This is a genomic window from Delftia sp. JD2, from assembly GCF_001682645.1.
Taxonomy (GTDB): domain Bacteria; phylum Pseudomonadota; class Gammaproteobacteria; order Burkholderiales; family Burkholderiaceae_C; genus Comamonas; species Comamonas acidovorans.
On sequence record NZ_LFJT01000051.1, the window covers coordinates 1 to 16,052 of the forward strand.

Genomic DNA, 16,052 nt, shown 5'->3' on the forward strand with positions numbered 1-16,052 from the left:
CATGATGATGTCGGGCCGGAAATCCTGGATCAGCTGCACCTGCTTTTCGGTCTGCCCGCCCGACATGGGCACCACGGTGCAGCCCGCGCGCTCGGCGCCGTAGTGCGCGCCCAGGCCGCCCGTGAACAGGCCGTAGCCATAGGCCACATGCACCATGTCGCCGGGCCGCCCGCCCGCCGCGCGGATGGAGCGCGCCACCAGGTTGGCCCAGTTGTCGATGTCATTCAACGTGTAGCCCACGACCGTGGGCTTGCCCGTGGTGCCCGAGGAGGCATGCACGCGCGCCACCTTCTGGCGCGGCACGGCGAACATGCCGAACGGGTAGTTCTCGCGCAGGTCCTTCTTGGTGGTGAAGGGAAAGCGGGCCAGGTCGGACAGCGTGCGCAGGTCGGACGGATGCACGCCCTTCTCGTCGAAGGCGCGGCGGTAGTGCGGCACGTTGTCGTAGGCATGCTGCAGCGACCAGCGCAGGCGCAGCAGCTGCAGCGAGGCGATCTCGTCGCGGCTGGCGGTTTCGATGGCGTCGAGGTCGCCGGGGGCGGGGCGCTGCTGGGACATGGCGGACCTCTTCAGGCGGGCTCTGTCAGGCCGGGCACGGTGGGCCGGCCCTTGAAGCTGTGCGAGCGGCCACGTAACAGCGCGATCACTTCCTGGCGCTGGTTGGTGACCTGCACGTCATAGACGCCGGTGCGGCCTGCGCGCGAGACTTCGCGGGCCTGGGCCGTGAGCACGTCGCCGGGCCGGCCGGGCGCGACGAAGTCCACGCTCAGGCCCGAGGCCACCGTCATCTCGTTGCGCGCATTGCAGGCATAGGCAAAGGCCGTGTCGGCCAGCGCCGTGATGAAGCCGCCGTGGCAGATGTCGAAGCCGTTGAGCATGTCGTCGCGCACGGCCATCTCCATGCGCGCCGCGCCGGGGGCAATGTCCGTGATGCGCAGGCCCAGGCCTTGCGCGGCGCGGTCGCGCGCCAGCATGCCGTCGCGCACCTGCTCGGCCAGGCGCTGTGCGGCTTCGTCCGGGGTGTGGTTGTCTTGCATGGCGCCGCTCCTCAACGGTCCGAGAACACGGCAGCCCGCTTGCCCAGGAAGGCGGCCACGCCCTCCTGGTAGTCGTGGGCCGCGCCCAGCTGGCCCTGCTGGCGCGCCTCGCGCGTGAGCGCATGCTCGTAGTCCAGCAGTTGGGCCGAGTCCATGGCCTCCCGTGTGCGCGCCAGGGCCCGCACGGGCATGGCGGCCAGGCGTTGGGCCAGGGCCTGGGCCTCGCTGCGCAAATCGGCATCTTCCACGCAGCGCCAGATCAGGCCCATGCGTTCGGCCTCGGCCGCAGGCAGCTTGTCGCCCAGCAGCGCAAGGCCCAGGGCGCGCGCACGGCCCACCAGGCGCGGCAGCAGCCAGGTGCCGCCGCAGTCGGGCACCAGGCCGATCTTGGCAAAGGCCTGGATGAAGCTGGCCGAGCGTGCGGCCAGCACCAGGTCGCAGGCCAGCGCGATATTGGCGCCCGCGCCTGCGGCCACGCCATTGACGGCGGCCACCACGGGCACGGGCATGGACTTGAGCCGCAGGCACAGCGGCTGGTAGCGGCGCTCGATCAGGTCGCCCAGGTTCTGGTCGGGCGCGGCCTCGGGGTCGGACAGATCCTGGCCCGCGCAAAAGCCGCGCCCCGCCCCCGTGAGCACCACGCAGCGCACCGTGGCATCGCCGGCGGCCTGCTCCAGGGCCGAAAGCAGCTGCTCGTGCAGCTGCGCGTTGAAGCTGTTGAGCGCGTCGGGGCGGTTCAGCACCAGGGTGCGGACGGCGTCTTGCTGCTCAACCAGAACCAGCGATGGGGGCATGAAAGTCTCCGTGGCCTGTCTGCCGTCTTTATGCGGCAGATCAAACATAATTTACCGAATGGTCGGTAAATGTTAGTCGCCAGACCCTTTCCACCACAAGCGCCCAGGCACCGAGGAAACCCCTAGGCCCCATGAAAAATGACCCCCACGCTGCCCCCCGAGGGGGCGTTTTTCATCTTGGGGCGGCCCGGCGATGAAAAAAGGCCCGCACGGGCCATTTTTCTTGAAGGTTCAGGGCTTGAAACCCGAGCGCTGCACCACCGGCGTCCACTGCGCGCGGTAGGCCTTGAGCATCTCGGCCGTCTGCGCGCTGCTGCTGGAGACCGGGGTGAGCCGGCTGGCCTCGAATTTCTGGCGCGTGTCGGGCTCCTTCATGATCTCCTGCACCATGCGCGACAGGCGCTCGGCAATGTCGGGCGCCATGCTCTGCGGCGCGAACAAGGTGTTCCAGCCCATGCCCGACAGGTTCAGGCCCGATTCCTTGAGCGTGGGTATGTCCGGCGCCATGGTGCTGCGGCGTTCGCCCGACACGGCCAGCACGCGGATCTTGCCGGCCTCGTGCTGGGGCAGCAGCACGTCGAAGGTGTCGATGGCCAGCGGCACCTGGCCACCCACCAGGTCGGTCAGCAGCGGGGCCGAGCCCTTGTAGCCCACGGTTTCGGTCCGGACCTTGGCGGCCTCGCCCAGCATCAGCGAGAAGAAGTGCGGCAGGCTGCCCGTGGCCGGCACGCCCACGTTGGCCTGCTGCGGATTGGCACGCAGCCAGGCCAGCAGGTGCGACAGCTGCCTGACGGGCACGGCACTGGCCACGGCCACGCCGAATTCGTAGCGATTGACCTCGCTGACCGGGCGGAAGTCCTTGTCGGGGTCGTAGCCCGAGTCGGGGAACACCAGGGGCGCCACCAGCATCACGGCCGGGTTGGCCAGCAGCAGCGCGGGCTGGGAGGCCGGCGCGTTCTTCACATACTGGGCCGACAGGCGGCCGCCCGCGCCGGGCTTGTTCTCCACCACCACGGGCGAGCCCACGCGCGCCTGCAGCTTGTCGGCAACGATGCGCGCCACGCGGTCGGTGGCGCCACCGGGCGGGTAGCCCACGATGATGCGCAGCGGCGCCTTGCCCGGAAACAGCGGCTCGGCCGCCGTGGCACTTCCAGCCAGCCAGCTGGCGGCCGAAACAGCCGGGGCCAGGGCCAGGATCTGGGTCAGGGTTCTTCGCTGCATCGCAAACTCTCTCCTTGCATGGACGGATTCCCGTGCGGAACGCACGCCGCACAATGTAGCGGCCTCAAAAAGCCCGTTGCCGCCGATATTGACCAGGGTTAACCCGAGGCAAGACGCCCTGCGCTGCTCGGGCATCGCGACAGCCTGGCGAAGCCGACTCGGCGACAATCGCCCACCATGAGCTTCGCCCCCCTGACCAACGACACCTTCCTGCGCGCCTGCCGGCGCCAGGCCACCGACTACACGCCGCTGTGGCTGATGCGCCAGGCGGGCCGCTATCTCCCCGAATACAAGGCCACGCGCGCCCGGGCCGGCAGCTTCATGGGCCTGGCCACCAACGTGGACTACGCCACCGAGGTCACGCTGCAGCCACTGGAGCGCTTCCCGCTCGACGCGGCCATCCTGTTCTCCGACATCCTGACCGTGCCCGACGCCATGGGCCTGGGCCTGTCCTTTGCCGAAGGCGAAGGCCCGCGCTTTGCCAAGGTGGTGCGCGACGAGGCCGCCGTGGCCGAGCTGGCCGTGCCCGACATGGACAAGCTGCGCTATGTGTTCGACGCCGTGACCAGCATCCGCCGCGCGCTCGATGGCCGCGTGCCGCTGATCGGTTTCTCGGGCAGCCCCTGGACCCTGGCCTGCTACATGGTCGAGGGCAAGGGCAGCGACGACTACCGCCTGGTCAAGAGCCTGATGTATGCGCGCCCCGACCTGATGCACCGCATCCTGTCCGTCAACGCCGACAGCGTGGCCGCCTACCTCAACGCCCAGATCGATGCGGGCGCCCAGGCCGTGATGGTGTTCGACAGCTGGGGCGGTGTGCTGGCCGACGGCGCCTTTCAGGAATTCAGCCTGGCCTATACCAAGCGCGTGCTGGCCGGACTCAAGCGCACGGGCGTCGATGGGCAGGACGTGCCGCGCATCGTCTTCACCAAGGGCGGCGGCATCTGGCTGCCCGACATGAAGGACCTGGACTGCGAGGTGCTGGGCCTGGACTGGACGGCCAACCTGGCCCGCGCCCGCGCCATCGTCGGCGGCGAGGTGGGCGGACCCGGCAAGGCGCTGCAGGGCAACATCGACCCCAATGTGCTGTTCGCACCGCCCGAACGCGTGGCCGAGCAGGCGCGCGCCGTGCTCGACAGCTTCGGCGCTCCGCACACCGACAGGACCACCACGGGCCCCACGCACATCTTCAACCTGGGCCACGGCATCAGCCAGTTCACGCCGCCCGAGCATGTGGCGGCGCTGGTGGAGACCGTGCACAGCCATTCGCGCGCCCTGCGCCAGCGCTGAGCGAGCCGCCTCCCCGCCCCCGCTTCTCCCGAACCCCAGGGCCGGACGCCAGCGCAGCGCCGGCCCCTGCCGGGGCCGCCAACGGCCCGGCAAGGCCCCGCTGTCCACAAGCCGGGTACCCGACAGCCGCTTGCTGCACAAGATGGCCACAGACCATCTTATGCACAGAAAAATCCGAGCGAGGCCCTAGGAGTTGCAGTTGTCATCCGCGCCTGCACGCCGGCGACATATCGATATAAGCCATTGTTTTTGAATAAATTTTTTGATAGCAACATTTTCAGCATGCACCGATTGGCAAGGCCGGATAAGCAGGTGCATGCCCATAGATCCGAATAATCCCCACAAAGTTATCCACAGAAATTGACGATATACCCAGAAACCCGCAGTCACCGGCCGGGGCGTCTGGTGTAGAACGCCGCACCCAGGCTCCGGGCAGCGCCAAAGGCTTATGCTTGGCGGCTTGGTTGCCGCAGGCCCTGCCGTGCGGCGCCCGCGTTTTCAGGCCCCGCTTTCCCCGCATTCGCATGTCCCTCCCCGCCCACACCGTCCATGTCGCCGTCCAGACGCCGGCGCACAGCGCCGTGGGCGAACTGCTGAGCTACACCTGCGACCAGCCCCTGGAGGCGGGCACCCTGGTGCGCGTGCCCCTGGGTCGCCGGGACCTGCTGGGCGTGGTCTGGGACGCCCCGCCCCGCCCCCCCGCCATGCCCGAAGGCGTGGAGCTGCGCCCCGTCGCCGCCGTGCTGCAGGGCATTGCGCCGCTGCCGGCCGCCTGGCGCCGGCTGGTGGCCTTCGCCGCCTACTACTACCAGCGCAGCGTGGGCGAAATCGCCGTGACGGCCCTGCCCCCGCAACTGCGCGAGATGACGGCCGAGCAACTGGCGCGCCGGCTCAGGCCGACCAAGGCCGCGGCGAAGAGAGCGGCCAAGGCTGCAAAAGAGGAACAGGCGCAACAGGCGCCTGGCACTGCGCCTGCATCAGCGCCTGCACCGGCCCCGGCCGCCGCAGACATTCCCCCCATCGTCCTCAGCGCCGAGCAGGCCGACGTCTTCACGCAGATCGCCGCCCATCCCGGCCCCTTTCTGCTCTTCGGCAGCACGGGCAGCGGCAAGACCGAGGTCTATCTGAGAGCCACCCAGGCCGCGCTGGATGCCGACCCCGGCGCCCAGGTGCTGGTGATGGTGCCCGAGATCAACCTCACGCCCCAGCTGGAGCAGCGCTTCACGGAGCGCTTCGCGCCGCAGTACGGCGCCGCCTGCGTGGTCAGCATGCACAGCGCAATGACCAACCCCCAGCGGCTCAAGAGCTGGCTGGCCGCGCACACCGGCGTGGCGCGCATCGTGCTGGGCACGCGCATGTCGGTCTTCGCCAGCCTGCCGGGCCTGTCGCTCATCGTGGTGGACGAGGAGCACGACGCCAGCTACAAGCAGCAGGAAGGCGCACGCTACTCGGCGCGCGACCTCGCCATCTGGCGCGCGCGCGATACCGGCGCCAAGGTCATCCTGGGCAGTGCCACGCCGTCGCTGGAGAGCTGGCACGCCAGCCGCCCGCCCAATGCCGACGAGCCGCAGGGCGGCCGCTACCTGCGCCTGCACATGCCCAGCCGCATCGGCGCGGCCGCCCTGCCGCGCGTGCGCCTGGTGGACATGGGCCAGCAGCCGCGCAAGGCCGTGTTCTCGCCGCCGCTGATCGATGCCATCACCGAGCGCGTGCAGCGCGGCGAGCAAAGCCTGGTGCTGCTCAACCGCCGCGGCTTCGCGCCCGTGCTGTTCTGCGCCGACTGCGGCTGGAAAAGCGACTGCCCGCACTGCAGCGCCCACCAGGTCTTCCACAAGGCCGACCGCACGCTGCGCTGCCACCACTGCGGCTACACCCAGCGCGTGCCCATGGCCTGCCCCGGCTGCGGCAATCCCGACATCCTGCCGCTGGGCAAGGGCACGGAGCAGCTGGAGGAAGAACTGGCCCGCCTGCTGCGCAATGTGCAGCGTCCCGACCGCGAGCCCGCCCGCGTGGCGCGCATCGACGCCGACACCACGCGCGCCAAGGGCGCGCTGGAGGAGCAACTGGCCCAGGTGCATGCGGGCGACATCGACGTGCTGGTGGGCACCCAGATGGTGGCCAAGGGCCATGACTTCCGGCGCATCACCCTGGTAGCCGCCGTGCAGCCCGACAGCGCTCTTTTCTCCAGCGACTACCGAGCGCCCGAGCGCCTGTTCAGCCTGCTGATGCAGGCCGCCGGCCGCGCAGGACGCGACGCACACTACGTGGCCGCCCAGGGCAGCCACCCGGAGATGTGGATACAGACGCACGACCCGTCCCACCCCGTCTACACCGCGCTGCGCTCGCACGACTACCCGGCCTTCGCCGCGCGCCAGTTGCGCGAGCGGCGCGATGCGGGCATGCCGCCCTTCGCCTTCCAGGCCATCGTGCGGGCCGATGCGCGCACCCAGGAAGCCGCCCAGGCCTTCCTGTCCGCTGCGGCCGAGGCCGCCCGCCAGGCCGGCCTGCCCCATGTGGACGATGTCTTTCTCTACCCGCCCATTCCCATGTCCGTGCAGCGCGTGGCCAATGTGGAGCGCGCGCAGATGCTGATCGAGTCGGCCCAGCGGCCCGCCCTGCTGCGCTTTCTCTGGGCCTGGCAGACGCACCTGCACTGGATCAGGGCACAGCCCGGGCACCGCGCCCTGGTGCGCTGGCTGGTGGACGTGGACCCGCTGGCCATCTGAGCGTGGCACGGCCTTTGGAACGGCCCCAAAAAACCTCAAGCCTTTCAGGCCTTGGGCGCAATCCCGTAAAGCGTTCACCGCTCCTTTTTCGGAAGCGCTTTTAGCGCATTCGCCGCGCCGCTCCCATCGGGATTTGCGCTGATGCAGGCGGGGCATGTTTATTGCATCGTGCCGCATTCAGCCCACAAGGCTGGATCATTCAATGCCTTTCCAGGAGCGATACATGCCGTTCACCCCCTTCCGTATGACCTTGATGGCCGTCGCGCTTGCGCTGGCAGGCTGCGCGTCCCAGCCCGGCGCCAGCCAGGCCCCCGCAGCCGCAGCGCCCGCCACGGCGACCGCCCCTGCCCCCGCTCCCACCGCACAGGCCGGCAAGCCCAACGTGGTCGTCCTGGCCACGGGCGGCACCATTGCCGGCGCGGGCGCCAGCGCCGTCAACAGCGCCACCTACACGGCCGCCAAGGTGCCCGTGGACAAGCTGCTGGCCGGCCTGCCCGAGCTGAGCAACATCGCCAACGTGTCCGGCGAGCAGGTCTTCCAGATCGCCTCCGAGAGCTTCACCAACAAGGAACTGCTGACGCTGGCCCGCCGCGTCAACGAACTGGCCAAGCAGCCCGGCGTGGACGGCATCGTCGTCACCCACGGCACGGACACGCTGGAGGAAACCGGCTACTTCCTGAACCTGGTGGTGCCCACCGACAAGCCCATCGTCATGGTCGGCTCCATGCGCCCCGGCACGGCCATCTCGGCCGACGGTGCGCTGAACCTGCTGGGCGCCGTGGCCACGGCCGCGTCCAAGGACTCGGCGGGCAAGGGCGTGCTGGTCAGCATGAACGACAACATCGACTCCGCGCGCGATGTCGCCAAGCTCACCAACATCAAGACCAATGCCTTCGCCAGCCAGTGGGGCCCGCTGGGCATGGTGGTCGAGGGCAAGACCTACTGGTTCCGCGCCCCCGTCAAGCGCCACACCAGGGGCAGCGAGTTCAACATCGAGCAGATCACCGACCTGCCCGCCGTGGACATCGTCTATGGCTACGGCAACGTGCCCGCCACGGCCATCGACGCGCTGGGCAAGGCCGGCGTCAAGGCCATCGTGCATGCAGGCACGGGCAATGGCTCGGTGGCCGACCGCATCGTGCCCAAGCTCAATGAACTGCGCCAAAAGGGCGTGATCGTGGTGCGCAGCTCGCGCGTGCCGGCCGGCTTCGTGCTGCGCAATGCCGAGCAGCCCGATGACAAGTACGACTGGGTCGTCGCCCATGACCTGAACCCGCAGAAGGCGCGCCTGCTGGCGGCCGTGGCCCTGACCAAGACGCAGGACACGAAGCAGTTGCAGCGCATCTTCTGGGAGTACTGATAGCACCCCCTGAGGCGCTGGCGCGCCTTCCCCCTCTCTACCCGCTTCGCGGGGGAGGGGGACGACAGCCTCGCTGCGGGGCGGCCCTTGCTTGCTGTCCCTTGCTTTGGGCCTCGCCGGTTTTTTGCGCTGCGCCCACATGGCCCGGTCCATTTTTGGCCGGGCTTTTTCTATTGCCGCTTCTTAGTTCGATGTAAACAGCGGGGTCAGGGGGCCTTGGGCGATGTGGCAGTGCGCCTGTTCGAGGGCCTGGGCGAAGGCGTCGGAGCGCAGGTAGGCGTATTCGACGGCGCGCTGGGCGCCTATGGCGTCGCCCTGGACGGGGGCGGTGGCGGGGTGGCACATCATGAGGCTGCCGGGCTGCAGCTGGGCCAGCCATTGGGCCATGTGGCGGCCATAGCCTTCGGGCGTGGGCTGGTCGAAGGCGTAGACGCCGCCGAAGCCGTGGTTGAGCGGCACGCCCTGGCGGCGCAGGCGGCGGGTGGTGGTCCAGCCGCCCAGCAGGGCGATGATGGCGGCCTTGGGGTCGCGCCAGAGCTGGCCGGCCGGGGTGGTGGAGCGGACCCAGGGCAGGTCGTCGGCGTTGTCGCCATAGCGCTGGCGCAATTCCTGCACCAGCGCGGCGCGCACGCCGGGGAGCTGGTGCACGTGCTGGTGGCCGTCGATGAAGTCGGGGGCCATGCCCAGCGCGTCCTCGAAGGCGTCGAGCTGGCGGCGCCAGGCGTCGCGCATGGCGGCGCCGCCGAGTGCGCCGGCATAGGCGCGCGCGATCACGGCACCGATGCCGGCGGCGGGCTGCAGGCCGTGGCCTTCGGTCAGGTTGAAGTGCAGGCCCAGCGACAGGCGCGGGCGCAGCGCGGGCAGGCGCCTGGCGGCCTGCCTCCAGTGCGGCGAGGTGGTCATGCAGCTGGTGGCCGACAGCCGGCCCTGCAGCGTGAGCTGCTCCACGGCTTCATCGACCAGGGGGTGCAGCGCATAGTCGTCGGCGCACAGGACGACGGTTCTGGCCGAGGCCTTCTCCCCGTTGTTTCTGGCAGGTACGGTGTTCATGAGGATTCCTTGCGGCCGGGGGCCGCAAAGGCCCAGAACTTGGCGAAGACGAAGGTGCCCACCGCCACCAGCACCAGCACCAGGGCCAGGCTCCAGAAATAGTGCCAGTGCAGCCAGTGCAGGGCCACCCAGTACAGCAGCTCGTTGGCCACGAAGGAGGCACAGGCCACGGCGAAGTACTTGCCGGCCACGGCCCAGCCTTGCGCCCCTGCCTGCACGAAGGTGAACAGCGCATGGCCGTTGTAGCTGACCACGAAGGCCACGAGAAAGGCCAGCACGTTGGCATGCAGCGGCGCCATGCCCACCCGTTGCACCAGCAGGGCGACCACGGCCAGGTGCGTGGCGGCCGCGCAGCCCCCTACCAGCACGAACTGCAGCGCCTGCGGCAGGCGGCGCAGTTGTGCGATCACGTCGTGCATGGCTAGTCCCGTGGCGCCAGCGGGCTGCGGTCTTCGTCGCGCGCCAGCAGGTAGGTGGGACGGCGCTTGACCTCGTCATAGATCCGGCCGATGTACTCGCCCAGGATGCCGATGGACATCAGCTGCACGCCCGAGAACAGCATGATGCTGGCCGCCAGCGTGGGCCAGCCGTCCAGCGGGTTGCCGAAGATCAGCGTCTCCATGGTGATCCACAGGCCGTAGAGCAGGGCCGCCAGCGAGATGATCCCGCCCACCACGCTCCACACGCGCAGCGGCAAGGTGGTGAACGAGGTCAGCCCCAGCAGGGCCAGCGAGCCCAGGCGCCGGAAATTGAAGCTGGACGCCCCGGCCGTGCGGTCGGCCGGCACGAACGGCAGGGCCGCGGCCTTGAAGCCCACCCAGGCGTACAGGCCCTTCATGAAGCGGTGGCTCTCCGGCAGGGCCTTGAGCGCGTCGGCCACGCAGCGGTCCAGCCAGCGGAAGTCGCCGGCATTGGGCGGGATCTTCACCAGGTTGCCGGCATTCATGAGCCGGTAGAACAGGTTGGTGCCCACGCGCTTGGCGCCGCTTTCGGCGCCCCGGTCGGCGATCACGCCATAGACCATGTCGTAGCCGGACTGCCACAGCTCGCACATCTGGGGCAGCATCTCCAGCGGATGCTGGAAGTCGGCGTCGATCAGCACCACGGCGTTGCCGCGCGCATGGTCTATGCCGGCCGACAGCGCCGCCTCCTTGCCGAAGTTGCGCGACAGCGCCAGATAGCGCACGGGCAGTTCCTGGGCCATGCGCAGCGCGATCTCGTGCGTGGCGTCACGGCTGCCGTCGTTGACGACGATCAGCTCGTAGTCGGGCGTCAGCGTGCGCACCGTCGCGTCCAGGGCGCGCAGGAACGCCTCCAGGTTGCCCTCTTCATTGTGGGCTGGCACCACGCAGCTCAGCCGCAGCGGGGGGCGCGGCAGCATCCCCTTGGGAGCGGCCGGAGCAATGTCAGCATGCAATTCGGTCATAGGCCAGCATTGTCAGCGGGCTGGCTGCCCGCGCGCGGCAACACGTCAAAAACCGCATAGGCATAGGGACTGGGCCGAGGAAAACGCCAGCCCGAGCGTTGCACCGTGAGCACACGCGCCTCCTGCGGCAGGCCCAGCTTCGCCAGCCAGGCCTGCGCCTGCTGCTCGCAGTCGCGCGATTTCGCGGTCGGGCCGGGCTCGCTGGCCACCGGGCCGCGCGGGCACAGCAGCAGCCCGGGCTGCTGGCGCCAGTCCGGCAGCGCCAGCACGCGCGCATATTCGCTGTCGGGCAGGCCGGGAATGGTGCGCAGATGCGGCTGGGCATAGAAAGACAGCATGGCGTTTTCCGCCCAGTCGCCGCCCACCCACTGCAGCGGCTGCTGCGGGTGGCGCTGGTTCCAGGACAGCACGATGGCCTGCGCCGCATCGGCCGCAGGGCGGTAGTAGTCGGAGCCGCTCTTGCGCGCATTGCCCCAGCCCACGGCCAGCCCGATCACCAGCACCACGGCCATGCTCGGCCACCAGGCGCGGCGCAGCGCGGCCAGCGCGGCCTGCGTCACGGCGGGCGCCTCGGCGTCCAGGTTGCGCAGCCACAGCAGCACGAAGGCATAGCCGATGGGAATGGCCCAGGGCGTGGACAGCTCCACCACGCCGGTGGCGCCAAAGCCCAGCGTCGCAAGCCAGGGCATGAGGGCCAGCCAGAACAGCGTGTCGCCGCGCCCCTGCCAGCACCAGCTGCGGCGCAGGAAACGCGCACTCCAGCGCAGCCAGCCGCCGCCTTGCTGGCGGGCCTGCATGAAGCCATACACCAGGCACACGGCCAGCCAGGCCGGCAGCCAGTAGAAGATGGGCGCCAGCGCAAAGCGCAGCACATAGCCCCACACCACCTGCCCGCCGCCCTGGTCCATGGCATAGCCCAGCGTCACCCACTGGTGGTGGGCAATCCAGGCCACATGCGGCGCCAGCGCCAGGCCAAAGGCTGCCAGCGCCACGTAGGGCCGGGGTGTGAGCAGCCACTGGCGCCCTTCACGCACCAGGAAGATGGGCAGCAGGAAACCGGCCAGGAACACGCCGCTGTAGTACTTGCTGAGCATGCAGGCGGCCGAGACCACGCCCAGCGCCACGCTGAAGGCCACGCCGCGCGCGCCCTTTTCCTGCCAGCTGGCCAGCAGCAGGGCCGCCGCCCAGGGCCACAGGGACAGCAGCTGGCTGTTGGCGTTGAACTTGCCGGCCAGCGTGGTATACGGAAAGCACCACAGCAACAGGGCCGCGCCCAGCGGCGCCAGGCGCGCCAGCCCCAGGCGCCTGCCCAGCACGTAGACGCCCCAGATGCCCACGCCCACATTGGCATAGGACAGCAGGCGATAGAAGCCGTCGTTCTGCGGGAACACCATGAACCACAGGCCGACCACCCAGGCGAAGAACGGCGGATGCTTGTGCGTGCCCAGCTGCAGCGGCTGGGCCCAGGCATAGTTCTCCAGCATGTCGTGGTAGCCGTCCAGATTGCCATTGGCCAGCCAGGACACCAGGGCCCAGAGCAGGCAGGCCAGCGTCACCATCCAGAGCAGGGCCGCGCCCGCGGGAACGCCTGCCGGGGCAGAGGGGGAGGATTTCATGCGATCCCGTCGAGGTGGTGAAAAAACATGGGCGGGATTGTAGTGAGCACCAGCATGCCCGTGCGCCCCGGGCCTGCCGCTCAGGTGTGCCCGGGGCCTGCTCAGGTCATCAGCGCCACGGCGCCCGAGAAGCTCAGGAAGGCCAGCACCGTGGACACCAGGATGATGCGGGCCACGCGCCCGCCGTGCGCCCCGAAGCGCTCGGTCAGCAGCGATACATTGCTGGCGCTGGGCAGCGCGGCCAGCAGCACCAGCGCCACAAAGGCCTCTTCGCCGAGCGGCAGGCCCAGCGCCATGGCCGCACGGGCCACGGCCCAGACCAGCAGCGGGTGGACCAGCAGCTTGGCCAGCGCAATGGGCACGTAGTCGCGCGCGGCCACGCGCTCGTGGCTGTTCATCTGCGAGCGCGCCAGCACGGCGCCAATGGTGAACAGCGCCACGGGCGAGGCCGCGCCCGCCAGCATGGCCACGGTGCGGTCGATGGGACCGGGCAGCGTCCAGCCTGCCCCCGAGGCCACGCCACCCAGCACGATGGCCCAGGGCATGGGATTGGCGGCCATGCCGGCAAACGCCCTGCGCAGCGCCACGGACATGCCATGCCCGCCCGGCAGCCCCAGGCGCGAAAGCGCAATGCACAGCGAAGTGGTCACCACCATGTCGATGGCCATGGTGACGATGACCGGGCCCGCCGCACGCTCGCCCAGCAGCGCCACCAGCATGGGCACGCCCATGAAGCCGGTATTGGGAAAGGCCGCCACCAGCGCGCCAAAGGCCGCATCGTTCCAGCCCACGCGCCGCACGGTCAGCGCCACGGTGGCGCCCACCATCAGCAGCGCGCACAGCAGGTAGACCACGGAGACGCCCACATCCAGCAACTGTGCAATCGGCGTCTGCGCGCCAAAGCGGAACAGCATGCAGGGCAGCGCGAAATACAGCACGAAGGCATTGAGCCCCGGTATCGCCGCCTGCGGCAGCACGCCACGCCAGGTGGCCGCAAAGCCGCAGGCCACAAGCGCGAAGAAGGGGAAGGTGATCAGCAGAACGGACAGCACGCGGCGATTCTGGCAGCAAGCCGGTGCCGCTGCCGCGCGCCCGTGTCACCGCGCGGACGCCGGGCGAAAAAAAACCTGCCGGAATACGCATCCGGCAGGACGGGCGTGAGCGCAACAAGCGCGTGCGCTTACAGCGCCAGGTCCTTCTCGACGTCCTGCACCTTGCGGCGGGCCAGCGCCAGATTGGAGCGGCTCTTGTCCAGCACCAGGTAGAAGAACACACCTTCATGGGCGGCCACGGGCCGGATGATGTGGTACTGGTGCGTCAGGGTGATCAGGATGTCGTCGATGGCGTCATCGAGCTTGAGCATGCGCATGGTCTTGAGCTTGGCGCGCACCACCTCCGTGTTGCCGGCAGCGGCCAGCTCCATGTCGAGGCCGGAGCCCACGCTGCCCATGAGCATGCCGCTGGTGCTGTCCACCAGGGCCGCGCACAGGGCGCCATCGATGCCCAGCAGGCCGTTCAGAGAATCATGTATCGAAGCCATATGCCACCTTTTCAAATAGCAAGGGCAGGCTGTGCGATGGACCACCGCGCCCGCTCCTCGGGGGAAGAAAACCAAACTTCTGCAGCGGATGCCGCGGATCAGGAACGGGACAGTTCGGAGGCCACTTCGCCCGCCGCCCACAGCGCGCGGCCCAGCAGGGCGCTTTGATCGACCACCATGCACAGGATGGCCGGCTGGTTGCCGGCCACGGCCTGGAAGAGGACGGTGCCCAGCTCGGTCTCGAAGGTCAGCCGCCGGCAGGACTTGTGGCCTATCTCGGTGGCCACGGCCCTGGCCATGGCCATGAGCGAGCCCGCCATGGCCGACAGGCGCTCCGTCGGCAGTTCGCTCCTGACCCGCAGGGAGGTGATCTCGAAGCCGTCAGGCGTGCACAGCAAGGCGATGTGCACGCCCTCCAGGGGCGCCACCACGCGGTGGAGCACATCGCTGCCAGCTTCGATCAGAGAGGGAGGAATCCGGGGAAGCGTTGGTGTCTTCATACCTGACTTTGCAAGGAAAGCAAGGAAACGAGCACCCCCAGCGCATCCAGCAACTGCTGCCGGTCACGGGGGTCCGCCTGGATGACAGGCACTATACCGTGACCTCTGTCCGCCAAGGCGCTGCTGAATGCTTCCTGCTGTTGCTCGCTGGCATCACGGCAACTGACCACCACCACCAGGGGCCCGGATTCCAGAGAGGCGATCTCGGCCAGGCACTGCGCCGCGTAGTCCGGTGCGCTGGCGTCGCAGACATCCACCATCAGCAGCACGCCCACCGAGGCATTGAGCACCCAGCGGCGCACGAAGTCGAAGCGTTCCTGCCCCGGGCTGCCCACCAGCTGCAGCCGCTCTCCACCGCCCAGGTCGATCTCGCCGAACTCGGCACCCACCGTGGTGAACTCCTTGGAATGGGAGGCCCGGTCCAGATTGGGCACATCCGCCGCCGCCATCAACGCGCCGCACAGGCTGCGCAGCGCCGTGGTCTTGCCTATGCCCATGGGGCCCACCAGGCTCACCCGTACCAACCCGGCAGCAGGCTGCGCGTTCATCCACAGGCTCATGCCACTCCTCCGCGCCGGATCCAGCCGGCCAGCTTCTGCACCCACTGGCGCGGCAGGCCGGCCACCGCGTCAGGCGCCTGTGCGCGGCTGCGGCGCAGCGGCGGGAGATCGTATTCGCGCGCGGGCCGCAGGCTGCACTCCAGCAGGCTGCGCAGCCGGGGATGGCGCAGCAGTTCGGCCACGGCGCGGGCCTGCATGCCGCTGTGCTCGCACAACAGGGCCACCTCCATGGGGCCACGGCACAGCATGGCCAGGGCACGCAGGCATTCGGAGTTGTTCCACGGCGCGGGCAGCGCCACCCAGGCCTTGAGCTGGAAGCGGTAGCGGCAGTCCACGCCCTGCTGCTGCAGATCGTCCAGCGCCCGCGCCAGCGTATGCGACGTCGCCACCTGCTGGCGCACCGTCCAGTCCATGAGGAAGACGGCCGCCCGGTCCAGCATGTCGATCAGGTCGGACAGCGTGAAATTCATGTCCAGATAGGTGGCCAGTCGCTGCTGCGTGCGCTCCAGGTGCTGTCCCTGGGGCACTCCACCCACGTAGACCACGCAGGGCATCCACCCTGCAGCCTCGGGCGCGGGCATGTTGCCATCCACGACCAGCACCTGGGCGCTGACTAGGGGCACCTGCCGCCAGCCGCGCAGCGACTTGCGGGACGCCACGGCGAACAATGCCTCAAAACGCTGCTTGAGCAGAGGAGACCACAGCTCGGCAGCCAGGCCGATCTCGTCTGTAGTGCGAGCCATCTTTGACACCTCACCGGATAGGAACTGAAATGGACAAACCAGATTCGCCCGTGACAGAACATCGGCGAAGACTGATATTTTGGATAGTTTTTACACATTACTCACTTGATTTAATGTGAACTTTTCTATTTAGACCAACGCCGCCACAGTACGGACCAGAGTGGCCGCGAGATTTGTCGCCGAATTCCA

The 16,052-nt window shown here is 68.9% G+C and carries 15 protein-coding genes and 1 pseudogene; 3 read left to right on the forward strand and 13 right to left on the reverse strand.

What is annotated here, in order from left to right:
• The 4 genes and pseudogenes from ACM14_RS22755 to ACM14_RS22770 form a co-directional block, all read right to left on the reverse strand.
• Positions 1 to 558, reverse strand: a pseudogene (locus ACM14_RS22755) (phenylacetate--CoA ligase); the annotation flags it as partial.
• 11 nt (positions 559 to 569) lie between these two features.
• The gene (gene paaI / locus ACM14_RS22760) at positions 570 to 1,037 is read right to left on the reverse strand and encodes a hydroxyphenylacetyl-CoA thioesterase PaaI (protein ID WP_065347375.1); all 468 of its coding nucleotides are present in this window, start codon (positions 1,035 to 1,037) and stop codon (positions 570 to 572) included.
• An 11-nt stretch (positions 1,038 to 1,048) separates the two neighbouring features.
• Complete coding sequence (locus ACM14_RS22765; RefSeq protein WP_065347376.1) at positions 1,049 to 1,831, reverse strand: enoyl-CoA hydratase-related protein; 783 nt, start codon at positions 1,829 to 1,831, stop codon at positions 1,049 to 1,051.
• 231 nt (positions 1,832 to 2,062) lie between these two features.
• A complete protein-coding gene (locus ACM14_RS22770; RefSeq protein ID WP_065347377.1) occupies positions 2,063 to 3,052 on the reverse strand; it encodes a tripartite tricarboxylate transporter substrate-binding protein in 990 nt (329 codons plus the stop codon).
• Positions 3,053 to 3,229: 177 nt separating this feature from the next.
• Between ACM14_RS22770 and hemE the strand changes: the two genes are divergently transcribed.
• The 3 genes from hemE (at position 3,230) to ACM14_RS22785 (ending at position 8,428) form a co-directional block, all read left to right on the forward strand.
• On the forward strand, positions 3,230 to 4,342 hold the full coding sequence (gene hemE / locus ACM14_RS22775) for a uroporphyrinogen decarboxylase (protein ID WP_013800317.1): 1,113 nt from the start codon (positions 3,230 to 3,232) through the stop codon (positions 4,340 to 4,342).
• 524 nt (positions 4,343 to 4,866) lie between these two features.
• Positions 4,867 to 7,068, forward strand: a complete 2,202-nt coding sequence (gene priA, locus ACM14_RS22780; RefSeq protein WP_065347390.1) for a primosomal protein N' — start codon at positions 4,867 to 4,869, stop codon at positions 7,066 to 7,068.
• Between the two features lie 223 nt (positions 7,069 to 7,291).
• The gene (locus ACM14_RS22785; protein ID WP_043824343.1) at positions 7,292 to 8,428 is read left to right on the forward strand and encodes an asparaginase; all 1,137 of its coding nucleotides are present in this window, start codon (positions 7,292 to 7,294) and stop codon (positions 8,426 to 8,428) included.
• A 183-nt stretch (positions 8,429 to 8,611) separates the two neighbouring features.
• Here the strand turns inward: ACM14_RS22785 and ACM14_RS22790 are convergent, their stop codons facing one another.
• From ACM14_RS22790 to ACM14_RS22830, 9 genes are all read right to left on the reverse strand, one after another.
• On the reverse strand, positions 8,612 to 9,478 hold the full coding sequence (locus tag ACM14_RS22790) for a ChbG/HpnK family deacetylase (RefSeq protein WP_043824320.1): 867 nt from the start codon (positions 9,476 to 9,478) through the stop codon (positions 8,612 to 8,614).
• A complete protein-coding gene (locus ACM14_RS22795) occupies positions 9,475 to 9,897 on the reverse strand; it encodes a GtrA family protein (protein WP_012202494.1) in 423 nt (140 codons plus the stop codon). The genes ACM14_RS22790 and ACM14_RS22795 overlap by 4 nt, the downstream gene beginning before the upstream one ends.
• A 2-nt stretch (positions 9,898 to 9,899) precedes the next feature.
• Complete coding sequence (locus ACM14_RS22800) at positions 9,900 to 10,904, reverse strand: glycosyltransferase family 2 protein (RefSeq protein WP_012202493.1); 1,005 nt, start codon at positions 10,902 to 10,904, stop codon at positions 9,900 to 9,902.
• A complete protein-coding gene (locus tag ACM14_RS22805; protein ID WP_065347378.1) occupies positions 10,901 to 12,520 on the reverse strand; it encodes a glycosyltransferase family 39 protein in 1,620 nt (539 codons plus the stop codon). Before ACM14_RS22805 ends, ACM14_RS22800 begins: the two co-directional genes overlap by 4 nt.
• 101 nt (positions 12,521 to 12,621) lie before the next feature.
• The gene (locus ACM14_RS22810; protein ID WP_065347379.1) at positions 12,622 to 13,572 is read right to left on the reverse strand and encodes an AEC family transporter; all 951 of its coding nucleotides are present in this window, start codon (positions 13,570 to 13,572) and stop codon (positions 12,622 to 12,624) included.
• A 128-nt stretch (positions 13,573 to 13,700) separates the two neighbouring features.
• Positions 13,701 to 14,060: a hypothetical protein gene (locus tag ACM14_RS22815; RefSeq protein ID WP_012202490.1), complete on the reverse strand. Its 360-nt coding sequence runs from the start codon at positions 14,058 to 14,060 to the stop codon at positions 13,701 to 13,703.
• A 98-nt stretch (positions 14,061 to 14,158) separates the two neighbouring features.
• On the reverse strand, positions 14,159 to 14,560 hold the full coding sequence (locus tag ACM14_RS22820) for a roadblock/LC7 domain-containing protein (protein ID WP_012202489.1): 402 nt from the start codon (positions 14,558 to 14,560) through the stop codon (positions 14,159 to 14,161).
• Positions 14,557 to 15,120, reverse strand: coding sequence for an ATP/GTP-binding protein (locus ACM14_RS22825; RefSeq protein WP_043824315.1), 564 nt, complete (start codon positions 15,118 to 15,120; stop codon positions 14,557 to 14,559). The genes ACM14_RS22820 and ACM14_RS22825 overlap by 4 nt, the downstream gene beginning before the upstream one ends.
• Positions 15,117 to 15,863, reverse strand: a complete 747-nt coding sequence (locus ACM14_RS22830; protein ID WP_065347380.1) for a hypothetical protein — start codon at positions 15,861 to 15,863, stop codon at positions 15,117 to 15,119. Before ACM14_RS22830 ends, ACM14_RS22825 begins: the two co-directional genes overlap by 4 nt.
• Between the last annotated feature and the right edge of the window lie 189 nt (positions 15,864 to 16,052).

Bases quoted from the DNA above. Each gene is read 5' to 3' on its own strand.
- ACM14_RS22795 (WP_012202494.1), bottom strand. From the start codon at position 9,897: ATGCACGACGTGATCGCACAACTGCGCCGCCTGCCGCAGGCGCTGCAG.
- priA (WP_065347390.1), top strand. From the start codon at position 4,867: ATGTCCCTCCCCGCCCACACCGTCCATGTCGCCGTCCAGACGCCGGCG.
- ACM14_RS22765 (WP_065347376.1), bottom strand. From the start codon at position 1,831: ATGCCCCCATCGCTGGTTCTGGTTGAGCAGCAAGACGCCGTCCGCACC.
- ACM14_RS22770 (WP_065347377.1), bottom strand. From the start codon at position 3,052: ATGCAGCGAAGAACCCTGACCCAGATCCTGGCCCTGGCCCCGGCTGTT.
- ACM14_RS22790 (WP_043824320.1), bottom strand. From the start codon at position 9,478: ATGAACACCGTACCTGCCAGAAACAACGGGGAGAAGGCCTCGGCCAGA.
- ACM14_RS22805 (WP_065347378.1), bottom strand. From the start codon at position 12,520: ATGAAATCCTCCCCCTCTGCCCCGGCAGGCGTTCCCGCGGGCGCGGCC.
- paaI (WP_065347375.1), bottom strand. From the start codon at position 1,037: ATGCAAGACAACCACACCCCGGACGAAGCCGCACAGCGCCTGGCCGAG.
- ACM14_RS22800 (WP_012202493.1), bottom strand. From the start codon at position 10,904: ATGACCGAATTGCATGCTGACATTGCTCCGGCCGCTCCCAAGGGGATG.
- ACM14_RS22825 (WP_043824315.1), bottom strand. From the start codon at position 15,120: ATGAGCCTGTGGATGAACGCGCAGCCTGCTGCCGGGTTGGTACGGGTG.
- ACM14_RS22820 (WP_012202489.1), bottom strand. From the start codon at position 14,560: ATGAAGACACCAACGCTTCCCCGGATTCCTCCCTCTCTGATCGAAGCT.
- ACM14_RS22785 (WP_043824343.1), top strand. From the start codon at position 7,292: ATGCCGTTCACCCCCTTCCGTATGACCTTGATGGCCGTCGCGCTTGCG.
- hemE (WP_013800317.1), top strand. From the start codon at position 3,230: ATGAGCTTCGCCCCCCTGACCAACGACACCTTCCTGCGCGCCTGCCGG.
- ACM14_RS22815 (WP_012202490.1), bottom strand. From the start codon at position 14,060: ATGGCTTCGATACATGATTCTCTGAACGGCCTGCTGGGCATCGATGGC.
- ACM14_RS22830 (WP_065347380.1), bottom strand. From the start codon at position 15,863: ATGGCTCGCACTACAGACGAGATCGGCCTGGCTGCCGAGCTGTGGTCT.